We start from the raw sequence: 23,292 nt of genomic DNA, 5'->3' as shown, positions 1-23,292 counted from the left end.
AGACTCGAATGCGGCAGTTTGCCAAGGTTCCACGTCGTAAGGAAGCGATTCAATGTCCCCGCTCTACAGCATCCCCCTGACGTTCAACGACGGCTCCCAGGCCGACTTCGGGCGTTTCGAGGGCAAAGCCGTACTAGTAGTCAATGTGGCTTCGAAGTGTGGTTTCACGCGCCAGTACTCGGGACTTGAGGAGCTCTACGGCAAATACCGTGACCGTGGATTCGAGATTCTGGGTGTGCCGTGCAACCAGTTCGCAGGCCAGGAACAGGGTTCCGACGCCGAGATCGCGGACTTCTGCCAGCGCAATTTTGGAGTCTCGTTCCCGCTCGCGAGCAAGTCCAAGGTCCGCGGCAAGGAGCAGCACCCCCTGTATGCCGAGCTGACCCGGACCGCCGACGGCTCCAAACCGCAGAAGGTGAAGTGGAACTTCGAAAAGTTCCTCGTGAGCCGCGAAGGCGAGGTGCTCGCCCGCTTCCCGTCCGCCGTCGAGCCCGATTCCGAGAAGCTCATTGAGGCGCTCGAAGAGGCCCTCGCCTAGGCCCTCTGGACGGAATCCAGAGTGACTCCCGCCGTAAGCGCCCGACGGTTATCAACAACGATTTCACCGTCAACAATGGTCAGGATCACCGGCGTCTGCGCAAATTCGTCCGGCGCGGTGGTCAGGGGGTTGTGCCGGACCACCGTCAGATCGGCGCGGGCCCCCCTTTCCACGATTCCGCCTTCTTCACCGACAGACCTCCAGTATTGGCTCGTGTAGCCTTCGAGCGCGGCACGAGCGGAGAGCGCCTGCTGGGGTTGGACGGGCTCGACGTCGGGCCGGCCGGCCGGGCGGCGCGTCTGGGCTGAGGCGATGATCGCCCGCGGGTCGAATGGAGCGATGGGCCAGTCCGATCCGAGCGCGACGATGGCTCCTGCGTCGCGGAGATCGCGGGTCCGCCACGCGTGGTTGGCCCGTTCGCTGCCAAGCCTGCGGGACCAGTTGTCGGTGTGGTCGGCGCGGCTGTAGAGGGCGCAATGCGTAGGCTGCAGGCTGGTAGCGGCCCCCGCGCTGATGATTTCCGCCAAGACCGAATCCGGGATGGACTCAATGTGCTCGATCCGGTGGACCGTGCCGTTCTTGGGGAGGGCTCCGATGGTCCGCGCGACGAAGGAAACGGCCTGGTCGCCGATGGCGTGGGTGGTGGTGGGGATCCGGTGTTCGTGGAAGAACTTCATGGCTGCGGCGAGGGCTTCAGGATCGTGCCAGAGCGGATGGAGCGATTCTCCGTGGGTGTCGGGCTCAAAGAGCCACGCCGTGCCGTTGTCGATGGTTCCATCCATCATGAGCTTGATGCCGTGAACGTGCCAGCGCCTGCCGTGCCGGCCCTGCATCGCGAGCATGGCCTTCAGGTCCTCCTCGGTGGCGCCCGGCATAACCCAAGGGGAGATCCGCAGCCGGATGGCGAGCTCGCCCCTCCGCTCCAAAGCCTCCAGCACTTCCAAAGTGTCCGGGGCTCCGAAGTCCAGCATCTGGCCTGCTACCAGCCCGGATTCGGCCATGGAACGCAGGAGTTTCCCGAGGTCGTCGACGCGCTGCTCGAAGGAGAGTTGGGGGAGGACACCGCGGACAAGCTCCTGGGCGGCAATTTCGTAGAGCATGCCGTTGGGCTTGCCGAGCTGGTCGACGCCGACATAGCCGGTGCTCGGCAGTTCTTCCGTTCCGGTGACCCCGGCGAGCTTGAGGGCGGCTTCGGAGACGAGCGAGGCGTGGCCGTCGAACAGGGTGATGAACACGAGTTCGTCGTCGAGGATGCCGTCGAAGAGGGAGTTGTTGAAGCCCCCATCCCCGAAGATGACAGGGTCGAGGCCCCAAGCGAACAGCCAATCGGAGCCGACGGCGTGCGGCGTGGAAGCGGCGTACCGCACAAGGGCGGCGCGGACGTCGTCGAGCTGGGTGATCCCGCCCAGGTCAAGGCCACGGGCGATGTCCGCGCCGTGGATGGGATGGATGTGGGCGTCAATCAGGCCGGGGCAGACCGTTGCGTCGCCGACGTCGAACACCTGTTTGGCTCGTGCGGTCCATTCGGCGGCTTGGTTGGTGTCGGCGTCGGCCCGGCCGATGTGCGCAATCCGGCCATTTGAGATGGCGACGAAACCGGCGGTCTCTGTGAGCGCCTCGCCGTGGAGGATGCTGGACGAGAGGATGACGAGATCGATGGGCTCGGGCGTGGTCAAGATGTAACTCCTTGTTGTGTTCGGGTTTCCGACGTCCGCCCGGTGAGGATCAGTCGTCGTCGATGGCCGCCTTCAATCCGGCCGAAAGGACATCGGCCAGGAACGCGAAGCGGTCTACCGGGTGCTCTGCCACGGCTTTCTTTGCCGCGAACAGATGGGGATACGTGCCTTCCTCCTCTTCGTTGATGCTCCATGCGGATTCCATCGTCATTGCGTCGAGGCTCGCGCCAATCGCTGCGCTGTCGAGGGTTTCCAACGCGGGAATGATGAGGTGCCGTGGCGCCCCCGCAATCTCGAACGCTTCGACAAACTGGTCGTATCGCTCCAAGGCTGCCGGGTGTGACACCGGCTGCGTGAGCAGGAGGGGAAGGAGTGCCGGTACTAGGCTGTAGGCCTTGCGGAGGGAGTCGAAGATCTCGCGGATGACGTCGTCGAGGCTGCCGGACGGCAACTCGGGCATCGGAGCTCTGTCTACGAGCGCGCCACGGGCCAGTTCGATGATCTCTTGACGACCCGTGACGTGCTTGTAGAAAGATGACTGCCTGACGCCCAAGCGTTCCGCGAGCCGCGGGATCGAAAGGCTCTCTTCCTCCTCGAACATCTCAAGCGCCGCGCGGCCGATCGCCTTCCGCGAGAGCCTCGGTGTCCGGGGCCGTCCTAGCTGGCTGGTTTTGCTCGGAGTCTGCATTCCTCAAGACTAGGCTCCGGGATCACTCGGCGTGGCCGATCCGCTGGTAGGCGGCCGGGTTGACCTTGCGCAGCACGAGGGCCAGCACGGTTCCGGCCGCAAACAAGAGCGGTGCAAAGATGAGCAGGGTGGTGTTGACGGGGTCCCCGGCCGGGAGGCCGGTGAGCAATTGGGCGTTGTTGGCCATCAGGTAGACCACCACGCACATGATGATGGTGGCGGCCACGGCGGAAGGCACGACGTACCAGCGAAGGCCGTGGTCCTTGAGGCGGGCGAAGAAGACCACGACGCCGACGCCCGTGAGTGCCTGCAGGAGGAGGACGCCGATCACTCCCGGTGTGTTCGTCCAGATCAGGAATTGAGTGAAGGGGTCCAGCTGGAGTAGGGCCGCGCCGATCACGAGGGCGAGCGCGAGGAGGGTCTGGTCGAAGCCAGCCACCGAGGGTGTGCGGTATCGCGGGCTGATCCGAGCTGAGCGTTTCGGGAAGATGCCCTCGCGGCTCAGGGACAAGGTGTAGCGGTTGATGGTGTTGTGGAAGGAGAGCTGGGCGGCGAAGATGCTGGTGACGATCAGCACGCTCATGAGGTTCACGCACCAGCCGCCCGCGAAGTTGCCCGCTGCGATGTAGGCGGTGTCCCCGGCGTCGAGGTGGCCCGCAGCGAACGCTTGGACGGCGTCCGCTCCGAAGGCCTGGACGATGATCCAGACGGCGAAGGCGTAGAACGCCCCGATGAAGGCGATGGAAATGTAGGTGGCACGGGGGACGCTGCGGTCCGGGTCGCGGGCTTCTTCCCGGTACAGGGCTCCGGATTCAAATCCCATGAAGGCGGAGAAGCCCAGGCCGAGGACGGCGGCGAACTGCGGGGAGAAGATGGCCTGCGGGCTGAAAGATTCAAAGCTGATGCCGTGTGCGCCGCCTTGGGCCAAAACGAACGCAGCGACGAGGGCGACGATCGCGGTTTCGAGGGTGAGCAGGACGGCGAGGACCCTGGCGCCGACGTCGATCCCGCGCCAGCCGAGGTACCAGACGGCCCCGATCGACACGATCGCGTAGAGCCACCAGGGAAGTTCCACGCCGGTGAAGGACTTCACGGCGAGGTTGGCTTGGATCCCCAGTAGTCCGTAGAGGCCGATTTGCAGGCCGTTGTAGCTCATCCAGGCAGTGAGGCCGGAGCCGAGGCCCACCACGCGGCCGAGGGTTTTCGAGATGTAGCCGTAGAAGCCGCTGTAGGACCGGACGTGGCGGGTGAGCGCCATGAAACCGATGGCGAACAGGCCCAGGCCGATGGCCGCGGCGACGTAGATGGAGGGTGCGCCAACGCCGCCCACCGCGAGGGCGAGCGGGGCGATGCCGACGACGATGGTCAGCGGGGCGGCCGCCGACACCAACATGAACACAATGTCGCGAGTGCCGATTGCGTTCTTCTTCAATCCGCCGTCAACGCTGACGGTCGCGGACGGCACGAGTGCCGCCTCTTCTTTAGTGAAAGCCATTCGCTTATTGTGAGGGGCGGCACATGTTCGCGTCAAGAGGGTCTGTCCTGGGGCGCGCTTCCGAACCCACGCAAACGGCCAACGCTCGCTCACGTTTATCGCCTTTTTGGCAAACGCTCGCTCACGTTTATCGCCTTTTTGGCGGGACGCTCGCTCACGTTTATCGCCTTTTTGGCAAACGCTCGCTCACCTTTGTCGCCTAACCGGGACGACGCCGACGGCGGCCGGCGGCACCCCGGTGCGGCAGCCCGACGTCGGGCCCCAACCCCGGACGCTCGCTCACCTTTGTCGCTATTTCGGTCAACGCTCGCTCACCTTTAGTGAGCGAGCGTTAGGCGGGATGGCCTTATAAGTGAGCGAGCGTCGGGGAAAGCGCCCACTTAAGTGAGCGGGCGTTGGGTACTGTACTAGCGGGTGCTGGAGCCTCGAACGATGAACCGTCCGTCGGTTCCTGCTTGGCCGTCGTTCTTTGGGACCCCGCCCAACTGTTCCACCAATGCGGCGACGGCGGCCCTTGCGAGAACTTCGGGTTCGAGGTCGATGGCACTGATGGGCGGAACGCTGTTTCGGGTCTGTTCCGAGTCCGAGCCTGCCACGATCAGGATGTCCTTAGGGGAGGCGACGCCGGCTTCCGCAAGCCGCGCCATCAGCCCGGCCGCATGGCGCCCCGTGAGGCAATAAACGGCGTCGGGCCTGTCTGTCATTGAGAGGAGATCTTCGCCGATTGCCCTTCCGCCAAGTGTGCCGCTCGTTTCATTCTGGGTCACGACGATGGGCTCCTTGCCTCGCGCGGAACACCATTCGCGATAGCTGGCTTCCGTGGTGATGTTCCAGGAGTTGCGGTCGGAGCCGATGGCGATCGCCACCCGCCGCGCCCCGTTTTCCTCGAGGTGATCGAGCACCTGCTTGGTGATCTTGGCGGTGCTGGGCTCGATCCAGGCAACGTAGTCGGGACGGCCGAGGTCCTTTCCGACCGTAAGCAAGGGGATTCCTTCGGACTGAAGCAGGTCGATGACGGGATCGTTCTCCACCGGTTCCGTAATGATGAAGCCGTCGGCCGCCAATGAGACGCTGGGCGCATCCGGCAAGGTGGGGTCGCTGAGCAGCATGAGTCCGTAGCCGTGGTCCAGGGCGCTGAGCGAGGCGGCTCCAGCAAATCGCAGAAAGTAGTCCACGCCTTCCGGGAGGAACGACTCAAGGGTGTCCAGCGGGCGAAGCACGAGCGCAAGGATTCCCAGCCGATTGCTTCGAAGGCCGCTGGCGACGGCGTTGGGCCGGTAGCGCAGTCTTCTCGCCGTTTCGATCACCCTCGCTCGGGTGGCTTCGGCCACGATTCCCTTTCCGCTGAGCGCGTGGGAGACGGTGGTCACTGAGACCCCCGCTTCGCGGGCTACCTCGCGGATGGTGGAGCGTGCGTTTCGCTGCGTCATAGCTGCAAGGTTATGCCTCCTGGAAGTCCTTCCGAAATCGTTTTGTTAATTTTTGCCAAGGTGTTGCCCAAAACGTTTTGGGTGATTAGCGTCACTACAGCAATCAGCAGCCGATTGGGGCGGCCCCCTACCAAACGAAGTACGGGAGATCCATTGAATAAGAAACTCATCTGCGCAGGAGCCGCTGGCCTAATGCTCCTTCTTGCGGGGTGCAATGGTGGCGCCGCCGCCAAGGCCCCGGATGCCCTCAGCCCGAAGGACCTGCTCGTCACCACCCCCGCGGCCACGACGAACCTGGACAAGATCGTCTGGAACAACAACTTCGGTGAGCCGCCGTCGATCGACCCCATCAAGAGCGCCGACTACCCCGCAAGCGGCGTGGTGTCCAACTTGTGCGAGAGCCTTTTCCAGATCCAGCCGGACTTTTCCATCAAGCCGAACCTGGCCAAGAGCGTCAAAAACGTCGACAACAGCACCTACGTCTACGAGCTGCAGGGCGGAGTGACGTTCTGGGACGGCAAGCCAATGACGGCGGACGACGTCGTCTTCAGCCTCAAACGCCACCTTGATCCCAAGGAGATCAGCTACTGGGCGTCCGATGTCACGGCCAATATCGCTTCCGTGGACAAAACCGGTCCCAACGAAGTGACCGTCAAGCTCAAAACCCCTGATGCCACCTTCAACAACCAGCTTGCGACGCCGATCGGCGCCGTCGTGGAACAGGCCCAGCGGGAGAAGGCAGGCGTCGATTATGGCAACCCCGGCGCCGGCGTCATGTGCACCGGTCCCTACTCTGTAGGCGAGTGGAAGCAAGGAGTCTCGATCACCCTCAACCGGTACGACGGATACTGGAACACCGCCAAGAAGGCCAAGACCAAGCAGATCGAAATCCAGTTCATTACCGATCCCAGCTCGATCGCCAACGCCCTCGCCACCGGTGCCATCGACGGAAGCTACGACGTTCCCTTGAGCGCCATCAGCCAGCTGTCAAAGTCCACCACAGGCCAGCTCTTCTACGGCAAGTCCCTGCAAAACATGGCGATTATCAGCACCGGGACGGGGACGCTTGGCGACCCGGCAGTTCGCAAGGCACTCACGCTCGCCACGGATCGTGAAGCGATCGCCAAGACGGTATTTGAAGGAACGTCGACGGCGGCCCAATCGCTAGTGCCAAACGGCGGCTGGAACTACAGCGGGACCATCTTCGAAGATGCGCGCAAGAACCTTCCTTCGACGACGCCAAACCTCGATGAAGCCAAGAAAGTCCTGAAGGACGCAAAGGTCGATTTGAGCAAGCCCATCAAAATCGTCTACCCGATTGACCGGACGTTCTACGCCGACATCATCTCCGAGTTCGCCAACGCGGGCGCCAAACTCGGCCTGACGATCGAACCCAGCGGTGTGCCGGGTGCACAGTTCGGCGCGTTCTTCTCCGATCCGAAGGCGCGTGCGGGAGCCGACGCCTTCGTCACCACGAACTACATGAACGTGGCCGATCCCCTTATCCACCTGGGCGCCATCGCCGGCCCGAACGGAATGCAGAACTACTCCGGATTCTCCGATCCCCAGATCACCGATCTGCTGGCAAAGGCCAAAGCCACGTCCGACGACGACGCCCGCGCGAAGCTCACGGTGCAGGCCGAAGCCCTGATCATGGACAAGGAACCGTGGCTGCCGGTGGTCGACAGCTCCACGCGGCTCTTTATGAGCAAGCGCGTCACAGGTGTTCCGGCCTCCTTCGTTTACCTCTACTACCCCTGGGCCGCACGGGCAAATAGGCGGCAGACTTGAGATTCCTCGTCCATAGGCTCTTGGCGCTCGGTGGAGTGCTCATCGCCTCAAGCATGATCGTGTTCGGCGGCCTGTACCTCGCCCCCGGCAGCCCTGAGCAGTTCCTCGTCCAGGGACGCACCGTCAGCCCGGAGGTACTGGCAGCAATACGCAGCCAATACTCCCTGGACGACCCCCTTCCGGTCCGCTACTGGAATTGGTTGTCCGGACTCTTCACAGGCGACATGGGCCGCTCATTGCTCACCCAGCAAGATGTGGGAACCCTCATCGCCAGCCGGATTCCCACGACTCTCTCGCTCGCGGCCTTCGCGGCGGTCCTGATCATCGTCGCCGGAATCGGGCTCGGCATCCTTGCCGGTACCCGCGGTGGAGTGGCTGAGCGGATCGTGATCTTCGCATCGAACCTAGGCATTGCCGTCCCGACGTTCTTCGCAGCCCTCGTCCTTATGTCGGTCTTCAGCGTGGGGCTGGGCTGGTTTCCGGTCTTCGGCGCCGGCGACGGCGTCGTTGACCGCGTATGGCACCTCACGCTGCCGGCCTTGGCGCTGTCGCTTCCATCCATCACTGTCGTTGCGAGGATCACGCGGACCGCGATTGTCGAGGAGAGCGAATCGGAGCACGTGCTGATTGCCGTCGCGCGCGGCTTGCCGAAGCGGATCGTCCTCTGGCGCCATACCGTCCGCAACTCCCTTCTGCCGGTGACGACGGCGGTCGGCATGCAGATTGCCGGGCTCATCGCGGGCGCCTTCGTCGTCGAATACGCCTTCACCTTGGACGGGATCGGAGCCTTGCTGGTGAATTCGGTCCAACGCAAGGACTTCGCCGTCGTCCAGGCAATCGCACTCATCATGGTGGTGGCCTTCGGCGTCGTAAACCTCGCGGTCGACCTCCTCTACGCCGTCATCGACCCCCGCGTCCGCCTGAAGAAAGGACAGTGAACGTCATGGCAGCAAGCGAAACCGCGGTCCTGTCGACCGCGCCAGGCATACCAGCCCAAGGACGCATCGCCTCGGTCCGGCGCCGGCTTGGCTGGATCGGCATGGTCTGCGCCGGGATCGTCGCCGTCGTGGTGCTGGCCGCCCTGGTTGGCCAGTTCTTCGTGCCCTACGACCCTACGGTCGGTTCCGTCACGCAGCGGCACCTTGGTTCGAGCGCTGAGCATTTCCTTGGCACGGACCAGGCCGGGCGCGACATTTTCTCCCGCTTGATCGCGGGCGCCCGGACAAGCCTCGTCGGCCCGCTGATCGTCGTCGTCGCCACGGCGGTTGCCGGATCGATGCTGGCCTTCACGGCAGTGTGGTTCGGCGGGAAAACGGATGCTTTCCTCGGCCGTGTCCTCGATGTGCTCTTCGCCTTCCCCAGCCTGTTGCTGGCTATCCTTGGGGTTGCCATCTTCGGGCCGGGACTCGTGACCGCGTCCATCGCCCTCGCTGTCGCGTACATCCCCTACAGCGCCCGCGTGATCCGCAGTGTGGCCCTTCGAGAACGGAACCTGCCCTACGTGAAGGCCGCCGAACTGCAGGGAATCAACGGCTTCACCATCACCCTCCGCCACATCTTGCCGAATGTGTGGACGCAGATCCTCACGGGGTCCACGATCAACTTCGGATACGCCATCGTGGACCTGGCTGCGCTGTCCTTCCTGGGCCTCGGCATCCAGCCACCAGCGGCCGACTGGGGCCTCATGATCTCCAACGGCCAAGAATCGCTTCAGCAGGGTTTCCCGGGGCAGAGCCTCTACGCGGGCCTGTGCATTGTGGCCACGGTCGCGGCGATGGCTTACATCGGCGAACGGCTGGGCGGCCGCGCAGCAGCAGGAAGGAGCAAGCAATGATTGACATCAGCAACCTGGAGCTGGGCATCATCGACCCCGACTCCGGGGCCAACAAGCCCGTACTTAAGGGAATATCGCTCAGTATCAAGCGCGGCGAGGCGATCGGTTTGGTGGGCGAATCGGGCAGTGGAAAGTCGATGACCCTACGCTGCATCCTTGGGATCGAGCCCCGCAACTCCGTGGTCACCGGGGACATTGTTCTCGACGGCGAGAACCTCAGGACCCTGCCCGGAGAGCGGATGCGTGGGCTTCGCGCCAGCAAGATCGCTTTGATTTCCCAGAATCCACATGCCGCACTCAACCCGGTGTTGCCGATTGAGACCTACCTGCTCGAAGGCATGGCGGATGCGCATGGCCGCAACGCCAAAGCTGCGCGGACCCGCGCCGGCGAGATGCTTGAGCAGGTGGGAATCCGCAGCGTTGACCGCGTGCTGAAGGCGTTTCCCCATCAATTGTCAGGAGGCATGCTCCAACGCGTGGTCATCGCCGGCGCCATCTCCGGCAGGCCGGGGCTGCTGCTGGCGGACGAACCGACGACGGCCCTCGATGTCACCACACAGGCTGAAGTCGCGGCGATCCTCGACGAGAAACGGCGGGACCTCGGAATGTCCATGATCTTCGTGACGCACGATCTCGATCTGGCGGCCGCGGTCACGGACCGCCTCGCAGTCATGCGGTACGGCGAAATCGTGGAGATCGGCACTCCGGAGCAGCTCCGAGACAACCCCCGGCACGCGTACACCCAGATGCTGATGAGCATCCGGCCGACGCTGAATGGCGCCACACCGCAAGCGCACGACGACGGCGACAGCACCGGCGTCGGGACCCTTACCGGCGGCGGGACGCACGACGGCGGCAGCACCGGCGTCGGGCATTCTGCTGCGGGACTGCCCGCCGAAACAGAGATCGGGAGCACCCTCTGATGACGAACATCATCGAAATATCAGGCCTCAACAAGACCTTCCGGACCAGCCGCAAGCACGAGCCTGTACGCGCCTTGGACGATGTCTCCGTAGCCGTGCGCGAAGGCAGCTGCATGGCGGTGGTGGGCGAATCCGGTTCGGGCAAGACCACCTTGGCACGGGTTCTTGTCGGACTTGAGACGAAGGATTCGGGCCAGGTGGCCATTGCCGGCACTCCTGTCACGACGTCGCTCCAGCGAAAGGAACAGCGTGCCCGTGCCCGCGCAGTGCAAATGGTCTTCCAGGATCCCAACGGCTCCCTGAACCGGCGCTTGCCGGTGGGCAGCGCCGTTGACGAGGTTCTCCGTGCGCACTTCCCGCTCACCGCATCCCAGCGCAAGGAACGGGTTTCGGAGCTCTTCAAGAGCGTTGGCCTGGCTGATTCCCACGCGCAATCCCTGCCGTCGGCCTTGTCTGGCGGCCAGAAACAGCGCGTGGCGATCGCACGGGCTTTCGCCGCGGAGCCCAAAATCATCGTGTTGGATGAGGCTGTCTCCGCCCTCGACGTCTCGGTGCAGGCGCAAGTCCTCGAACTCCTGCATGAACTGCGGCGCGACAAGGGCTTGAGTTACCTCTTCATCACCCACGACCTTTCAGTGGTGCGCAACATCGCTGACGACGTAATTGTCATGCGGCAAGGACAGGTCCTTGAGCGGGGAACGGTGGACGACGTGCTCGACCGTCCGCAGTCCCCGTACACCCGGCTCCTTTTGGAGTGCGCGCCGAAGCCTGGCTGGAAGCCGCGGCGCGGAGTCATAGAACACCTCAATTCAGAGATCGCGAGTTAGTTATCCATGAACCAGAAAATCGAGACCCGACGTGCCATCATCGCCATCGATGCCTTGAGCCCCTTTGAGCGGGGAGTCCAACGCAGCGAAGCGCTGGGGGAGAGCCTCCTGGGCGGAATCGAGCTCTACTTGAAGCTCTTCCACACAGTCGGCGTCAAGCAGGAAACCGTGCGCTCCGACGCGGAACGGATCATGGATGAGGTTGCGGACTGGTCGCCCGGATTGCTCGACGAGATGAGGGGTGTCGCCTCCGGTGCTGGCGTGGACCTCTGGCACATCGGCGCCCTCAACGCCCGGACCGAGATCCTGTCGCAGGCGCTCGGGACCAGGCCGGGCGAATGCTCCACGATCGGCAGGGTGGCTGATCATGTTTTCGGCGTGCAGACCTGGGACTGGCACGAAGAGCACGACCCGCACTGGCATCTTCAAAGCGTGGCCGGAACCAAGCGGAATTTCGTAGGGCTGACCGAGCACGGCATGCTGAGCAAGATCGGAATGAACGACGCCGGGGTGTCGGTTTTCCTGAACATTTTGGGTCATGTGGATGACCGGCCGAGCGGAGTGCCGATCCACCTGCTCTCGGCGGAGATCCTGGCTAATGCATCCTCGGTTGAAGAGGGTGTGGAGATTGTCCGCTCCGCTCGCGTCACTACCTCAAGCGCACTGACCCTCATGGACGAAACAAGGGCCGTCACTGTGGAAATCAGCCCCGCGTCGGTGGTGGTTGTTTCGCCGGAGAACGGAACCCTCGCACACACTAACCACTTCCTGGACGAAGCCCTGGGCAAAGGCGAAAAGCCCGGTCTCTACGACCCCGACTCGCAGGACCGGCTCGCGTTGGTGCATTCGCGACTAGGCAGGTACCCGGAATCGACCGGCGTCGACGACATCCTGCCCTTCCTCTACTCCGACCCCGAGCAGCCCGGGATTTGCTGCGTTCCCAAGCCGGATGCCACGTTCGGCAACCGCTGGGCCACCTTGGCGACTGTCACCATGGAAAACCGGAACTGCGAAATGCGCGTCGCGAACGGTACGCCGATCGATGCCCGCGCCGAGGAGTGGTTCGTCATGACGCCGCCAGCCGGCTGAGCAAGTACCCCTAGACGCTCGCTCACGTATGTCGACTTTCCGGCGGACGCTCGCTCACATTTATCGCTCTTTGGGCGGACGCTCGCTCACGTTTGGCTGACTAGCGGACGACGGCGCGCTGCGGCACTTCGGTGCGGCAGCCCGCCGTCGCGCGTTAACCCCTGGACGTTCGCTCACCTTTTAGTGAGCGAGCGTTCGGGAAAGCGCCTATATAGGTGAGCGAGGGTCGTCGAAGAGTGCCTTAAAGGTGAGCGAGCGTCGGGCGGGGAGCACGAGTAATTTTCCAACATTCCGACCGTAAGTTACCCTGCGTTAGCCTTTTGTCTGGTTGGATTGGGTTTATTGGGGCAGACACTGGAGGCGCCGTCTCCTACCGACCCGAAGGTAGTAATGGAGCTCATCGAGGCCGAGCATCCGCGGCCAGGACACGTACTTCTGCACCTTAGCGACTCCCATCTGTTGGGAGGGTCGGAACCCCTTTACGGCGCGGTCGACAGCGAAGCCCATCTCAGGCAACTCTTTTCGGAAGTCCACGCATCGAAGGTCCGTCCCGACGCCGTGATCTTCACCGGTGACCTCGCCGATCAGGGTGAGCCCGGTGCCTACGCCAAACTCCGGTCGATCGTCGAGCCTGCCTGTCGCGAGATGGGGGCGCGGGTGATCTGGGCGATGGGAAACCACGACGACCGGGCGAATTTCCGTGCGGGCCTCTTCGACCAGAGCGACAATGACGCCCCGGTGGATCACAGCTACTTCGTCAAAGGGCTGCGGATCATCACGCTGGATACCTCCGTGCCCGGATTCCATCACGGTGAACTAAGCCAGAGCCAGCTCGACTGGTTGGGATCGGAACTCGCAACACCGGCTCCGGACGGCACGATCCTTGCCCTCCACCACCCTCCGGTCCCGAGCGTCCTCGATCTATCCATCCTGGTGGAGCTGCGTGGCCAAGCGGCGCTGGCCGACGTCGTACGCAATTCGGATGTCCGCTCCATCCTGGGCGGTCACCTGCACTACTCCACCACGGCCATGTTCGCTGGCGTCCCGGTATCGGTGGCTTCCGCGAGCTGCTACACGCAGGACCTCAACGTTCCGCAGGGCGGCACCCGCGGCCGGGACGGCGCCCAGGCATTCAACCTGGTGCACGTTTACGAGCAGACGATCGTGCATTCGGTGGTGCCGTTGGGCAAGTCGCCGACCGTCGGGGAGTACGTCAGCCCGGAAGCCACCAGGCGCCGGCTCGCCGAAGCGGGCATCCGCATCCCCCAGCGTCCTACGCATGAACGCGGTTCCAAAGCTGACGCGAAGCGCCCGGAGATGACCCGCCGCTAGCGGACTATTTCTCCCACGGCGCTTTGACCGGGAAGTACTTCTCCATGAAGTCCGTCACGAGTCCGGCGCGTTCATCGGCGGCCACCTCGGGGAAGCTGCCATCGTTGAGGCAGAAGAAGTCCACATTGCGCTTGGCGAGCAGCGTGGGCAGGTAGTGCAGCCCGGACCACAGGGTGGTGTCCACGTACCTGACCTTGGCGGCCGTCTGCGTCACCGCCCTACCCGTGAGCAGCGAGTAGTAGTGGTAGAACGAGTTGGTCACGGAGATGTTGTCCGCCGCACGGAACCTGCTGCCTGCCGTCTTGGCGAACTCGGCCGGGAACTCGCGCTCCATCTCTGCGACCACGCTGCGGCGGAGGGGTGCGGCGGTGTGCTCCAAGTGGCGCGTGGTGATGCGCCCGAACCGCTCCCAGAGGAGCTTCCTGTTGACGCGGGCCGCGTTCTCGAAGCCGCTGCGTTCGGCGTCGTTCTCTCCCAGCCCGATCCGGGTGGAGGCCTCGATGAACTTGGTGATTCCGCCCGGAGTGAAGAACATGTCCGGTGCTACAGGCCTGCCGAAGAACATGTCGTCGTTGGAATACAGGAAGTGCTCGGAGAGGCCCTCAATGTGGTGCAACTGTGATTCCACGGCCTGGGAGTTGTGGGTGGGCAGAACTGTGGGGTCCTTGAAGAACTCCTCGCTGCGCACGATCTTGACGCTCGGGTGCTCGGCCAGCCACTCTGGCACGGGGGAGTCCGTGGCAATGTAGATCCGGCGAATCCAGGGCGCATACATGTACACCGAGCGCAGGGCATATTTGAGCTCGTTGATCTGCCGGAAACGGGCCTCGTGGGCATCGCCCTCGCCCAGGACTGCGTCTTTCATCTGCTCGCGGCGGGCGGCGATGTACGCGGGGTCGTTGCCGTCCACCCATGAAAAGACGATGTCGACGTCGAAGTCGATGTCGCTCGCGTGGTCCGCGAACATGTTCTCGATAGTCGGCCAGCTCAGCCCGTGGCGTTCCACCGTGCCCCGGACAGCGTCCTGGCGCAGCATGGTTCGACGCGTCAGGGAGTTCTCCACCGGCAATACGAGTTGTTCGCCGTCGAACTCCCACAATTCCAGTTGCACGCCCAAGGATGGACCGTACGTCAGCCCGCCCCCGGGTTCGACGCGTGGGCGGAAGAGCCGGAAGATCCGGGCCTTCCGGTTGCTGGAGAGCTCGCCGTCAGCCACCAGCAACGTGGATTTCTTCCGCGCATCAACGGTCATGGAGTAGAACGGTTCGTTCCGGAAAGCGGACACCAACGCCTGGCGCAGTTTCTTCCGGAGCTTCCAGTCGACGGCGATCACCGGCCGGTGGTCGTTGCCGCGGACCAGGATGAAGTCCAGCCCTGCCGCGTCCAGTGCGGCGCGGATCACGAGAAGGTCTTCGACCATCACCTGCTGCGGGGTGCGGTTCTGGTTCAGCAAGCTGTATCGGCCACGATGGCGGACGACGTCGGCGCGGTGCTTGAGGCGCGCCTCGACGTCGGGCGACGTCGGCTCTGGGACGACCGCGTCGTCGTCGGAGGCGGGACTACCGAAGTAAATCGCTTGCTGGTCCATGACTGTGATGGCTTTTCTCCGAAAGGTTGTGGAAAGTGTGGGCTTAGCGGACTCAGCCCACCAAGGCTTCACGCCAGCTGCGCAGGAATGCGCCGCCGGCGTCGTCGTGAATGACGTCCTCGCCCAGGCCGAGGTCTGTGGCTGTAAGAACATCGTAGGGCTTGTTGGGCACACCGTCGGCGGGACGGACGTCGACGTGCTTGACGCTGTGGTCATTGTGGTGGAGCCAATCGGCCATCGCGTAGTCCGTGCGCGAATCTCCTACTGTCCGCCAGGCCTGCGGGGTGATTCCTTGGGCGGCGAGGAGTTCCACCGCGCGGCTGGCGCCGAGATCCTTGCCGAGCCGGATGGATTCGATGTCCGTGGAGATGATGGTGGGATCAAGGCGGTAGTCGGCTGCGTCGTCGGACCCTGGTGCGTGGTGGTCCAGGAGCGCGGCAGAGAGCCCGTGCCGGCCCATCAGCGCCAGGGCATCGGCGTCGAAGAGCTTCTGCTCGGCCAGGTAGTCGTCACTTGAAACGTCCAGATGCTGCTCCACGGACACCATGGCGCGCTTTGTCTCATCGAAGAACATGTGCGTCGCATAGTCCTCTGCCACCATGCGGCGGACGTCGTCGCCGTAGGCCTTCGGAACAGCAAGGTCATGGTCTACATGGATGGGTCCCGGGCCGCCCGAGGTGTAGCTGAACCACACTGCGCCCTTCTCGCAGATCGCGTGGACCACCGTTCCCGCAGGCATTCCGGCGGCGATCATTGGCACCATGACCTGCTCGCGGATGAAAGCGTCCGAGCGGCCGGTGTTGAAAATGACAGGAATGCCTGCGGATGCCAAGCCCACAAGGTCGGCGATGATTTCCGGCTTCACATCGCGCGTCACAGGACTTGCGACAGGGCCGTCGACGTCGAGGAGGAGTGCGAGGGCGGGAGCAGCCGGGTGCGTCCCCGGCATTGAAGCAGTCATGATCCCATTCTGTCAGTCCGGCGTGATGGCGGCAGCGGTGTGACGGCCGACGGCGGCAGGCGGCACCGTTTCGCCGTATACCGTCCGTGAACGGTTACCTTTTGGCCACAACCTTGGTGGCCGACTTCTCACAAGTTCCCTTGGACGACTTACTTCTTTAGGCTTGCAAAGTGATATTCAAAGCTGTGGGCGAGGGACGCCCGTACCCTGACCATGGTTTTTCCACGCCCAAGGACTGGGCCTCGCTGCCACCCCGTCCTGTCCGGCTCGACGAACTCGTCACCACCAAGCGCACCCTTGACCTGGAAGCATTGTTGGCCGAGGATTCGACGTTCTTCGGCGACCTTTTCCCCCACGTCGTGCAGTACCAAGGCCTGCTGTATCTCGAAGACGGGCTCCACCGTGCAGTCCGGACTGCGCTCCACCAACGCACGGCGATCCACGCCCGGGTGCTCGTGATAGATGGTTAACGAAACAATCCCGGAAGAGCAGGTGGCAGTGCCCGAGAACGCGGATCCGAGTAAGCGCCGGAAACGTCCCCGTCGTCAGAAAGACCCGACGATTCTGCACGGGCATCGAGTCGTCACCGGTCCGGAACTGCGGGCAACCTTTGCTGAGATTCCCGGGCCTGAAAGCCATCCCGGGTGGTTCAGCCGCCGCCTCTTGCATGCGATCGTTCTCGCGCTGCTCGTCGGATTGGTCGTTGCCGGACTTGTAGGCGCCTGGGCAGTCATGAACGGCGTGATCCGTTTCCCCTCCGCCGTTGCAAGCCAGGCCCCGGCGGCCGTATGTCCCGCCACTGTTTTCGACTACACGCCCAACAACAAAATCAACGTCAATGTCTACAACGCGGCTGGCAAGGCCGGCCTGGCCAAGAGCGTGGCGGACCAGTTGAAAGCCCGGGGATACAACGTTGGCACCGTTGATAACTCAACCACCAGCTACACCGGCCCGGCGGTGGTCGTTTCGGGATCCAGTGGGCAGGCGGCAGCGTTCAACATCCAGAAGAACATCGCCGGCACCGATTACGTCCAGGACCAACGCACGGATGGCTCCGTGGACCTCATCCTCGCCCCCGGTTTCTCGGCACTGGTCCCACCGGAACTCGTGGACAACACCCCGGGGAAGCTCAGTTGTCCCCGCCTGGAGCAGCGGATTGCGGACAATGCGAAGCTGCCGGTGATGCCGACGCCTTAGCGTTGGCCTTTCCGCAGACGGCGCCAGCCCCGCGACCGGGTCACGCCAAGCGCGCGGGCCGGCCGTCGTCGTCGAACCTTGCTCCCGCGCCCAACTGGATGAAACGCACAGTCTGGACCAGCCGCTCCTCAAGCTCGTCCAGCTCCGCCCCGTTGGCCGCATTGCCGCGGGCGGCGCTGGAGGAAAGAGTTCCATGGATGAGCCTGGCGAGCTGGCCGACGTCGGTGGGCGGGAGGTACCCGGCGGCGATTCCGTCGCGCAGGATGTCCTGGAGCAGCAGGTTGAGTTCGCCCACGTGATCTGCCAATTTCGCGAAGGAGCCGGGGGAGAGGACAGCCGCCATCGCGGGGCCCGGAGGGAGATGCCGGCGGCTCAAATCTTCCACTTGGGCGCGCACATAGAGGGCCAGACGATCCACCGGGTTCTGCAGTGCGGCGAGGGATTCGCGCAGGTCGCCCAGGAACCGCTCGGTCTCGTCCAGCGCGTACGCGATGAGGAGCTGTTCCATGTCGGCGTAGTAGTTGTACACCGCGGTCCGCCCGACGCCAGCGTGCCGCGCGACGTCGGTCATGGTCAAACCGGGCAGGCCGTGGGTGAAGAGCAGTTCGCCGAAAGCTGTCAGGACCCGGCGTCGGGTTTCAGCGCGTTGCGCCGCATTGGTGGCGGCCGTAATCCTAGGCATACAGACACTTTACAGGGATCTGTCAGCAAAGTTGGGTGGGCGTGGCGCGAGCTGGCAGCAGGTGACCTCTCAACGCCCGGTTGGGGGCATCTGCTGCCAGCTCGTGCGGGGGGATCCTAGATCGCGCAGCCGTCCGGGCCGCAGGCTTCGGCGTCGGGGCTGCTGACGGCGACCAGAGGGTTCGCTTCCTGCCATGCCTGCGTGAGGGCCTGGGTGAAGACCTCGGAGGGCTGCGCGCCGGAGAGTCCGTACTTGCGGTCGATGACAAAGAAAGGCACTCCCGTGACGCCGAGCATCCGGGCTTCGGCGATGTCGCCGCGAACGTCTTCTGCGTACTTGTCGGTGCTGAACAACTCGGCGATTTCGGCTTCCGGCAGGCCCAAGTCGCTGCCGAGCTTGGCCAGGTATTCCTGGTTGCCGATGTCCTTGCCGTGTTCAAAGTGGCCGCTCAGGAGCAGTTCCTTGGCTTCGTCCTGCTTGCCGTGGGCTGCCGCCAGATGGATGAGGCGGTGTGCCGTGAAGCTGTTGGCCACCACGACGTCGTCGAAACGGTAGTTGAGGCCCTCGCCCTTTGCCTGCAACGCCACGTGCTCGAACATCTGGCTGACCTGCGCCGGGTTCATGCCCTTGCGCTTGCTCAGGTAATCGAGCTCTGTGCCGTCGTAGTGATCCGGGATACTCGGGTCCAACTGGTAGCTGCGCCACTGGATCTCGACCGAGTCGCGGTGCGGGAATTCGGCGAGGGCCGCTTCGAACCGGCGCTTTCCGATGTAGCACCACGGGCAAGCGACGTCTGACCAGATCTCAATCTTCATGATCGCGACAACCGGAAGTCGAGGCCTGACATTCCCGGAATGGCCTGTTGGACTCGTCACAGCCTGCGCGTTCACGACGCGCAAAATGGTATGCGACGCAGGAACAGGCAGGCGCTACGCGAATTCAGGCTGCGTGGAACGGTTTGCGCGTCGCTGGGAATTTTGCGCGTCGCGGGCCCGTTTGCGCGTCGCAGACCGGCCGACTCAGGGTTCCCAGGGTCCCTGGACCGCCCGCTCCATCACGAAATCGTGCTCCACCGTCTCGCCCAGCCGGAACGACTTGGTTCCGACCTTCCTGAACCCACTCTTCTCGTAGAAGCGGATAGCCTTGGCATTCTGGCTGTTGACGCCAAGCCACACGCCGGCGGCACCCGAGCCCGCGGCGCGGTCCAAGGTTGCCTTCATGAGCTCCGCGGCAGCGCCCAGGCCGTGGTGTTCCGGATGCACATAGCACTTGCTCAGTTCAGTGGAAGGGTTGAGCGTCAGGGCCGAAGCGACGTCGGTATCGCTCGTGGGGCGGGCCACGAGCATGCTGTAGCCGCGGAGTTCCCCGGCGGCATCGATCGCCAGGATGGTGACGTCCGGATCGGCAAGGTATTCCGTGAACTTCTCGGCGCTGAGCGTCCTGCGCAGGTGCGCCGCGATGTCCTCGGGCGAGGAGTCCGGCGGGCAGGCGAGCGGAAAGGTGACGGCGGCAAGCTCCGCCAGCCGTCCGGCGTCGTCCGCTGTTGCTTCACGGATTGTCTGGCTCATAGGGTCCTCTCAGGCAAGCGGGCGCAAAAATGCCCCTCAAGACTGATCTTAAGGGGCATTCCGGCCAGGGATTACGACGGCGGGGGCCGCCCGAGCTTTCAGCCCGCGGGGCCGTCGGGCTGCTTAGGCGGAGGCTTCCGCAAGCAGTCGAAGGTCCTCGTCCGGCTCGGGATCCCGGCCCAAGGCGAGGCCGATGATGGTGACCACCGCGGTGACGAGCAAGTATGCCGCGATCAGGAGCCAGTTTCCGGTGGCGGCGTAGAGGGCCGTGAAGATCAAGGGTGCCACCGCTCCACCGACGACGCCGGCCACCGTGTAGGCCAGGGAACTGCCGGCATAACGAAGCCGGGCCGGGAATTGCTCGGTGATGAAAGCGGCCTGCGGTCCGTACATGAAGGCGTGCAGTCCGAGGCCGATCACGACGCCGACGGTCAGCACCAGGACGGAGCGGGACTGGATCATGAGGAAGAACAGCGGGATGTATACGGCTGTGGCCGCGGCGGTGATGCCATAGACCAGCCGGCGGTTGAACCGGTCCGTGACAGCTCCCGCAGCCGGGATCAGGAAGAGCTGGAAGGCCGAGCCCACCAGCACTGCTCCCAGGACGTTGCCGGTGGTCATGCCGAGTTCCTTGGTGGCGTAGACCGCGACAAAGACAGTGAACAAGGCGTACAGGACGTCGGGGCAGATCCGGCACAACGCGGCGGCAAGGAGGGGGCGGAACTGGGTGGTGAGGACTTCCTTGATGGGAGCCTTGGGCCGTTCACCCGTGGCCTCGATAGCCTTGAATACCGGGGTTTCCTCGAGCTTGAGCCGGATGACGAGCCCGAAGGCAACCAAGATGGCGGAGCTGAGGAACGCCACGCGCCAACCCCAAGCGATGAAGGCATCGTTGCTCATGGCGGCGGCGAGGACGGCCAGTGCGCCATTGGCCAGCAGGTTGCCGGCGGGCGGCCCGATTTGGGCTGCGGAAGACCAGAATCCGCGCTTGTTGGGATTCGCGTACTCGCTGGACAGCAAGACGGCACCGCCCCATTCGCCGCCTACGCCGATGCCCTGGGCCAGGCGAAGGAGGACCAGGATGATCGTGGCTCCAATCCCGATGGTGTGGTAGTCCGGCAAGGCGCCGATGAGGACCGTGGCCGCGCCAATAAGGACGAGGGTGATGACCAGGACGTTCTTGCGTCCGATCTTGTCCCCGAGCCGGCCAAAGACCACACCACCGATGGGCCGGGCGAGGTAACCCACTGCGAAGGCCGAGAAGGACAACAGGAGGCCCGTGGTTTCGTCGTTCGTGGGGAAGAAGATCTTCGGGAAGACGAGCGCGGAGGCCACGGAGTAGATCGCGAAGTCGTAATACTCCAGGGAGGTGCCTGTGACGCTGGCAATGAAGGCCTTGATGGCGCCTGCCGAGGGTTTGCTGCGCCGTGTTGAACGTGGCGAAGTGGTCGCGGACATGGTTCCTCCATGGAACGTTGGGCGGGCTTTGTGATCCCGATCTCAATCGGGGCCTACACCCAATGATGCATCACATGGAGGAATTGTTCAACAATTTTTTGGCAAGAGTTTCTGCCTAGGCTGCGAGATGTTGCCGGATCCCTTCGACAATGAGGTCATGATCCTCCTGGGATGAAAGGCCTGACGCGGTGACGGCCGCGACCACTCCGACGCCATGGACCCTCACGGGAAAGGAGCCCCCTGTCACGGCATAGTCGGCGCCGAGCCATCCACTGGCTACCGGATCGATACCGGCGGAGGACAACCGGGCTTCGACAAGCGCGCTGCTTGCTTCCATCCGCAAAACGAGTGCGGATTTCCGAGCGATCCACGATTCCTGGTCCGGTGTGATCCCGGGCAACGCAGCGCGGAAAAGAATGAGCCCGGGACGCCGGATGTCGATGCCGATCGCGTGACCGGCCGCCTGTGCCATGCCTGTGAGCCGCGAGCCGAGCCTCCAGGCGTCTCCATGGTCGAAGGAGGCGAAAATCAGCTCCTCCTCCTGGCGTTTGAGCGTTTCCAATGCTTCAAGGGCGGCGATGTCGGCCATGGAGCTATCGTCCTTCCGGGCCGTAGGGTTCGAAATCAAACTCCTGGAAGTCGGACACTTCGTTCGCCCACCGGGTCTCGACGAATCCGACGTGGGCAGGATGGTCGTTGTAGGAGGTGAAGGCATCAACGCCGTCGAACTTCATTTCGAACTGAAAATTGAGCGGGCTCTTCTCTGAAATCTGGCGGGAAACGCGGAAGTCCTGCACCACCGGTATTGCGGTCAAGGTGGTGACTGCTGCGTCCAGGAATTCCCGTTCGCCGGAGGAACCGGGCTCGTGGATGAGGGAGAAGGTAACCGTGTGACGGATCATGGCATTCCAATCGAATTGCTGACGGGATAGGCAACATAAGCGAACCGCTCCGAGTCGGGTGACCAGCTGTTGACGTTGAGGGTTCCCTGGCCTCCGAAGAGGGGCCACGTGTGGAGCGGCGTTGTCCAGTCGCTCGTGGAAACGACGACGACGTCGACCGGCAAGTCCGCGGGGTGGCCTACCGTGCCGCCGGGGAAGCGGATGTAGCTGGCCAGGCGCCCGTCGGGCGAGAGGTGCGGGAACCAGTCGACGGTTTCGCTTTCAAGCAGGCGCTCCGGCGTGCTGCCGTTGCCGTTTTGCACCCTGGCCAGCTGGGCGTGGCCCGGCTGGTCGGTGAAGGCCTCGGTATTGAAGTACAGCCAGTCCCCGTCGGGCGAATACTCGGGACCATCGCAGTGGCCACCGACGTCGAACGCGGTGGTCTGGCCGCCCCCTGCCGGAATCGTGATGAGCCGGCCCGGCTGGGAAAAATCCCCGGCTTCTATTCCGACGTAGGCGAGCGTCTGTCCGTCCGGACTGACGCCGTGGAGAAAATGGAACCACCCGTCGTCGTCCGTGATCTTGGTGGCTTCTCCGCCGTCGAGGGCTGCGCGGTAGATGTGGCCGTCATTCGCCGAGAGGTAGATGGTGGCGCCATCGGGCGCGAGGACGTGGTCGTTATTGAGGTCCGGGACGCTGGTGATGGCTACCTTTTCAAGTCCTCCCGAAAGATCCAGCCGCCACAGGGCACCGTCCCCGTTGAGGATGAGGGCCTGGCCATCGAGCGTCCAGTTCGGTGCTTCCAGCAGCAGCTTGTCCGTCGTGAAGGCCAGTTCGGAGGTGCCGGCGGCAGAGGCGATCCATACCTCACAGCGCTGGCCGTTTTGCAGGGTTCGTATCACAGTGCTTCCTCGGGAGAATTCGGGGCGCGAGTTGGCAGCAGATGCCCTCAAAATCGGATTTCGGGGTCATCTGCTGCCAACTCGCGCTAACCGGAGGGGTGCTTAGTCCTGGTTGAAGGCGGCGTCGAAGCTGGTTTGGGAGGGCGGGTAGTCGTATTTTTTGAGGTTGGCGAGGGCTTCGGGGGCGCCGTGGAGGCGGTCCATGCCGGCGTCTTCCCATTCGACGGAGATCGGGCCGTTGTAGCCGATGGCGGTGAGGGCCCGGAAGGAGGATTCCCAGGGCACGTCGCCGCGTCCGGCGGAGACGAAGTCCCAGCCGCGGCGGGGGTCGCCCCAGGGCAGGTGGGAGCCCATGACGGTGTTGCGGCCGGTGGGGCGCAGCTTGGTGTCCTTGCAGTCCACGTGGTAGATCCGGTCCTTGAAGTCCCAGAT

24 protein-coding genes are annotated in these 23,292 nt (G+C 63.7%); 10 read left to right on the top strand and 14 right to left on the bottom strand.

The window, feature by feature from the left end; translation table 11 throughout:
- The first annotated feature begins 52 nt into the window (after window positions 1–52).
- Window positions 53–538, top strand: a complete 486-nt coding sequence (locus tag AC1DJW_RS22885) for a glutathione peroxidase (RefSeq protein ID WP_234752614.1) — start codon at window positions 53–55, stop codon at window positions 536–538.
- Here the strand turns inward: AC1DJW_RS22885 and AC1DJW_RS22880 are convergent.
- The 4 genes from AC1DJW_RS22880 to AC1DJW_RS22865 all read right to left on the bottom strand — a co-directional run bounded on the left by AC1DJW_RS22880 (window position 535) and on the right by AC1DJW_RS22865 (window position 5,827).
- Window positions 535–2,214 (bottom strand): amidohydrolase, encoded by a 1,680-nt coding sequence (locus tag AC1DJW_RS22880; RefSeq protein ID WP_476902590.1) that lies wholly within the window; start codon window positions 2,212–2,214, stop codon window positions 535–537. The two genes, AC1DJW_RS22885 and AC1DJW_RS22880, sit on opposite strands and share 4 nt — an antisense overlap.
- 49 nt (window positions 2,215–2,263) lie before the next feature.
- On the bottom strand, window positions 2,264–2,902 hold the full coding sequence (locus AC1DJW_RS22875; protein ID WP_284754561.1) for a TetR/AcrR family transcriptional regulator: 639 nt from the start codon (window positions 2,900–2,902) through the stop codon (window positions 2,264–2,266).
- Between the two features lie 22 nt (window positions 2,903–2,924).
- Window positions 2,925–4,397, bottom strand: a complete 1,473-nt coding sequence (locus AC1DJW_RS22870; RefSeq protein ID WP_476902589.1) for an APC family permease — start codon at window positions 4,395–4,397, stop codon at window positions 2,925–2,927.
- 407 nt (window positions 4,398–4,804) lie between these two features.
- Window positions 4,805–5,827 (bottom strand): LacI family DNA-binding transcriptional regulator, encoded by a 1,023-nt coding sequence (locus AC1DJW_RS22865; RefSeq protein ID WP_476902588.1) that lies wholly within the window; start codon window positions 5,825–5,827, stop codon window positions 4,805–4,807.
- A 153-nt stretch (window positions 5,828–5,980) separates the two neighbouring features.
- Here AC1DJW_RS22865 and AC1DJW_RS22860 point away from each other — a divergent pair, with 153 nt between their 5' ends.
- The 7 genes from AC1DJW_RS22860 (at window position 5,981) to AC1DJW_RS22830 (ending at window position 13,623) form a co-directional block, all read left to right on the top strand.
- Window positions 5,981–7,618 (top strand): ABC transporter substrate-binding protein, encoded by a 1,638-nt coding sequence (locus AC1DJW_RS22860; RefSeq protein ID WP_476902587.1) that lies wholly within the window; start codon window positions 5,981–5,983, stop codon window positions 7,616–7,618.
- Window positions 7,615–8,556 (top strand): ABC transporter permease, encoded by a 942-nt coding sequence (locus tag AC1DJW_RS22855; RefSeq protein WP_476902586.1) that lies wholly within the window; start codon window positions 7,615–7,617, stop codon window positions 8,554–8,556. Before AC1DJW_RS22860 ends, AC1DJW_RS22855 begins: the two co-directional genes overlap by 4 nt.
- A gap of 5 nt (window positions 8,557–8,561) precedes the next feature.
- Window positions 8,562–9,452, top strand: a complete 891-nt coding sequence (locus AC1DJW_RS22850; RefSeq protein ID WP_476902585.1) for an ABC transporter permease — start codon at window positions 8,562–8,564, stop codon at window positions 9,450–9,452.
- Window positions 9,449–10,375, top strand: a complete 927-nt coding sequence (locus AC1DJW_RS22845) for an ABC transporter ATP-binding protein (RefSeq protein ID WP_476902584.1) — start codon at window positions 9,449–9,451, stop codon at window positions 10,373–10,375. Before AC1DJW_RS22850 ends, AC1DJW_RS22845 begins: the two co-directional genes overlap by 4 nt.
- The gene (locus tag AC1DJW_RS22840; RefSeq protein ID WP_390281719.1) at window positions 10,375–11,202 is read left to right on the top strand and encodes an ABC transporter ATP-binding protein; all 828 of its coding nucleotides are present in this window, start codon (window positions 10,375–10,377) and stop codon (window positions 11,200–11,202) included. The genes AC1DJW_RS22845 and AC1DJW_RS22840 overlap by 1 nt, the downstream gene beginning before the upstream one ends.
- A gap of 6 nt (window positions 11,203–11,208) precedes the next feature.
- Window positions 11,209–12,291, top strand: a complete 1,083-nt coding sequence (locus AC1DJW_RS22835; protein WP_476902583.1) for a C45 family autoproteolytic acyltransferase/hydolase — start codon at window positions 11,209–11,211, stop codon at window positions 12,289–12,291.
- 390 nt (window positions 12,292–12,681) lie between these two features.
- On the top strand, window positions 12,682–13,623 hold the full coding sequence (locus AC1DJW_RS22830) for a phosphodiesterase (RefSeq protein WP_284754548.1): 942 nt from the start codon (window positions 12,682–12,684) through the stop codon (window positions 13,621–13,623).
- 4 nt (window positions 13,624–13,627) lie between these two features.
- Here AC1DJW_RS22830 and AC1DJW_RS22825 read toward each other — a convergent pair whose 3' ends face one another.
- Together AC1DJW_RS22825 and AC1DJW_RS22820 are read right to left on the bottom strand one after the other, a co-directional pair.
- The gene (locus AC1DJW_RS22825) at window positions 13,628–15,211 is read right to left on the bottom strand and encodes a stealth family protein (protein WP_476902582.1); all 1,584 of its coding nucleotides are present in this window, start codon (window positions 15,209–15,211) and stop codon (window positions 13,628–13,630) included.
- 52 nt (window positions 15,212–15,263) lie between these two features.
- On the bottom strand, window positions 15,264–16,172 hold the full coding sequence (locus tag AC1DJW_RS22820; protein ID WP_390281724.1) for a hypothetical protein: 909 nt from the start codon (window positions 16,170–16,172) through the stop codon (window positions 15,264–15,266).
- Window positions 16,173–16,342: 170 nt separating this feature from the next.
- Between AC1DJW_RS22820 and AC1DJW_RS22815 the strand changes: the two genes are divergently transcribed.
- Window positions 16,343–16,642 (top strand): type II toxin-antitoxin system VapB family antitoxin, encoded by a 300-nt coding sequence (locus AC1DJW_RS22815; protein ID WP_059388531.1) that lies wholly within the window; start codon window positions 16,343–16,345, stop codon window positions 16,640–16,642.
- The gene (locus tag AC1DJW_RS22810) at window positions 16,635–17,369 is read left to right on the top strand and encodes a LytR C-terminal domain-containing protein (protein ID WP_459343005.1); all 735 of its coding nucleotides are present in this window, start codon (window positions 16,635–16,637) and stop codon (window positions 17,367–17,369) included. The genes AC1DJW_RS22815 and AC1DJW_RS22810 overlap by 8 nt, the downstream gene beginning before the upstream one ends.
- A gap of 40 nt (window positions 17,370–17,409) precedes the next feature.
- On the opposite strand, the gene AC1DJW_RS22805 is transcribed toward AC1DJW_RS22810, so the two are convergent.
- The 8 genes from AC1DJW_RS22805 to AC1DJW_RS22770 all read right to left on the bottom strand — a co-directional run.
- Complete coding sequence (locus AC1DJW_RS22805) at window positions 17,410–18,051, bottom strand: TetR/AcrR family transcriptional regulator (protein ID WP_390281729.1); 642 nt, start codon at window positions 18,049–18,051, stop codon at window positions 17,410–17,412.
- A gap of 116 nt (window positions 18,052–18,167) precedes the next feature.
- Complete coding sequence (locus AC1DJW_RS22800; RefSeq protein ID WP_476902581.1) at window positions 18,168–18,866, bottom strand: DsbA family oxidoreductase; 699 nt, start codon at window positions 18,864–18,866, stop codon at window positions 18,168–18,170.
- Between the two features lie 204 nt (window positions 18,867–19,070).
- Entirely contained in the window at window positions 19,071–19,619 is a 549-nt protein-coding gene (locus AC1DJW_RS22795; RefSeq protein ID WP_390281733.1) for a GNAT family N-acetyltransferase, read from the bottom strand.
- Between the two features lie 123 nt (window positions 19,620–19,742).
- The gene (locus tag AC1DJW_RS22790) at window positions 19,743–21,077 is read right to left on the bottom strand and encodes an MFS transporter (protein ID WP_284754539.1); all 1,335 of its coding nucleotides are present in this window, start codon (window positions 21,075–21,077) and stop codon (window positions 19,743–19,745) included.
- 115 nt (window positions 21,078–21,192) lie between these two features.
- Complete coding sequence (locus AC1DJW_RS22785; protein WP_476902580.1) at window positions 21,193–21,666, bottom strand: heme-degrading domain-containing protein; 474 nt, start codon at window positions 21,664–21,666, stop codon at window positions 21,193–21,195.
- Between the two features lie 4 nt (window positions 21,667–21,670).
- A complete protein-coding gene (locus AC1DJW_RS22780) occupies window positions 21,671–21,979 on the bottom strand; it encodes a Dabb family protein (RefSeq protein ID WP_390281737.1) in 309 nt (102 codons plus the stop codon).
- Window positions 21,976–22,860 (bottom strand): TolB family protein, encoded by an 885-nt coding sequence (locus AC1DJW_RS22775; protein ID WP_476902579.1) that lies wholly within the window; start codon window positions 22,858–22,860, stop codon window positions 21,976–21,978. The genes AC1DJW_RS22780 and AC1DJW_RS22775 overlap by 4 nt, the downstream gene beginning before the upstream one ends.
- A 102-nt stretch (window positions 22,861–22,962) precedes the next feature.
- A partial coding sequence (locus AC1DJW_RS22770; RefSeq protein ID WP_476902578.1) for a sugar phosphate isomerase/epimerase family protein occupies window positions 22,963–23,292 on the bottom strand: 330 nt, incomplete at its 5' end.

The organism is Arthrobacter sp. 05L417 (assembly GCF_056397865.1).
The sequence above is the reverse complement of the archived record's forward strand: the minus strand, read 5'-3'. Positions and strand labels throughout refer to the sequence as shown.

Coding starts and splice junctions, on each gene's coding strand:
- AC1DJW_RS22885 (WP_234752614.1), top strand. CDS start 53: ATGTCCCCGCTCTACAGCATCCCCCTGACGTTCAACGACGGCTCCCAG.
- AC1DJW_RS22875 (WP_284754561.1), bottom strand. CDS start 2,902: ATGCAGACTCCGAGCAAAACCAGCCAGCTAGGACGGCCCCGGACACCG.
- AC1DJW_RS22870 (WP_476902589.1), bottom strand. CDS start 4,397: ATGGCTTTCACTAAAGAAGAGGCGGCACTCGTGCCGTCCGCGACCGTC.
- AC1DJW_RS22865 (WP_476902588.1), bottom strand. CDS start 5,827: ATGACGCAGCGAAACGCACGCTCCACCATCCGCGAGGTAGCCCGCGAA.
- AC1DJW_RS22850 (WP_476902585.1), top strand. CDS start 8,562: ATGGCAGCAAGCGAAACCGCGGTCCTGTCGACCGCGCCAGGCATACCA.
- AC1DJW_RS22845 (WP_476902584.1), top strand. CDS start 9,449: ATGATTGACATCAGCAACCTGGAGCTGGGCATCATCGACCCCGACTCC.
- AC1DJW_RS22840 (WP_390281719.1), top strand. CDS start 10,375: ATGACGAACATCATCGAAATATCAGGCCTCAACAAGACCTTCCGGACC.
- AC1DJW_RS22835 (WP_476902583.1), top strand. CDS start 11,209: ATGAACCAGAAAATCGAGACCCGACGTGCCATCATCGCCATCGATGCC.
- AC1DJW_RS22830 (WP_284754548.1), top strand. CDS start 12,682: ATGGAGCTCATCGAGGCCGAGCATCCGCGGCCAGGACACGTACTTCTG.
- AC1DJW_RS22825 (WP_476902582.1), bottom strand. CDS start 15,211: ATGGACCAGCAAGCGATTTACTTCGGTAGTCCCGCCTCCGACGACGAC.
- AC1DJW_RS22820 (WP_390281724.1), bottom strand. CDS start 16,172: ATGACTGCTTCAATGCCGGGGACGCACCCGGCTGCTCCCGCCCTCGCA.
- AC1DJW_RS22810 (WP_459343005.1), top strand. CDS start 16,635: ATGGTTAACGAAACAATCCCGGAAGAGCAGGTGGCAGTGCCCGAGAAC.
- AC1DJW_RS22805 (WP_390281729.1), bottom strand. CDS start 18,051: ATGCCTAGGATTACGGCCGCCACCAATGCGGCGCAACGCGCTGAAACC.
- AC1DJW_RS22800 (WP_476902581.1), bottom strand. CDS start 18,866: ATGAAGATTGAGATCTGGTCAGACGTCGCTTGCCCGTGGTGCTACATC.
- AC1DJW_RS22795 (WP_390281733.1), bottom strand. CDS start 19,619: ATGAGCCAGACAATCCGTGAAGCAACAGCGGACGACGCCGGACGGCTG.
- AC1DJW_RS22790 (WP_284754539.1), bottom strand. CDS start 21,077: ATGTCCGCGACCACTTCGCCACGTTCAACACGGCGCAGCAAACCCTCG.
- AC1DJW_RS22785 (WP_476902580.1), bottom strand. CDS start 21,666: ATGGCCGACATCGCCGCCCTTGAAGCATTGGAAACGCTCAAACGCCAG.
- AC1DJW_RS22780 (WP_390281737.1), bottom strand. CDS start 21,979: ATGATCCGTCACACGGTTACCTTCTCCCTCATCCACGAGCCCGGTTCC.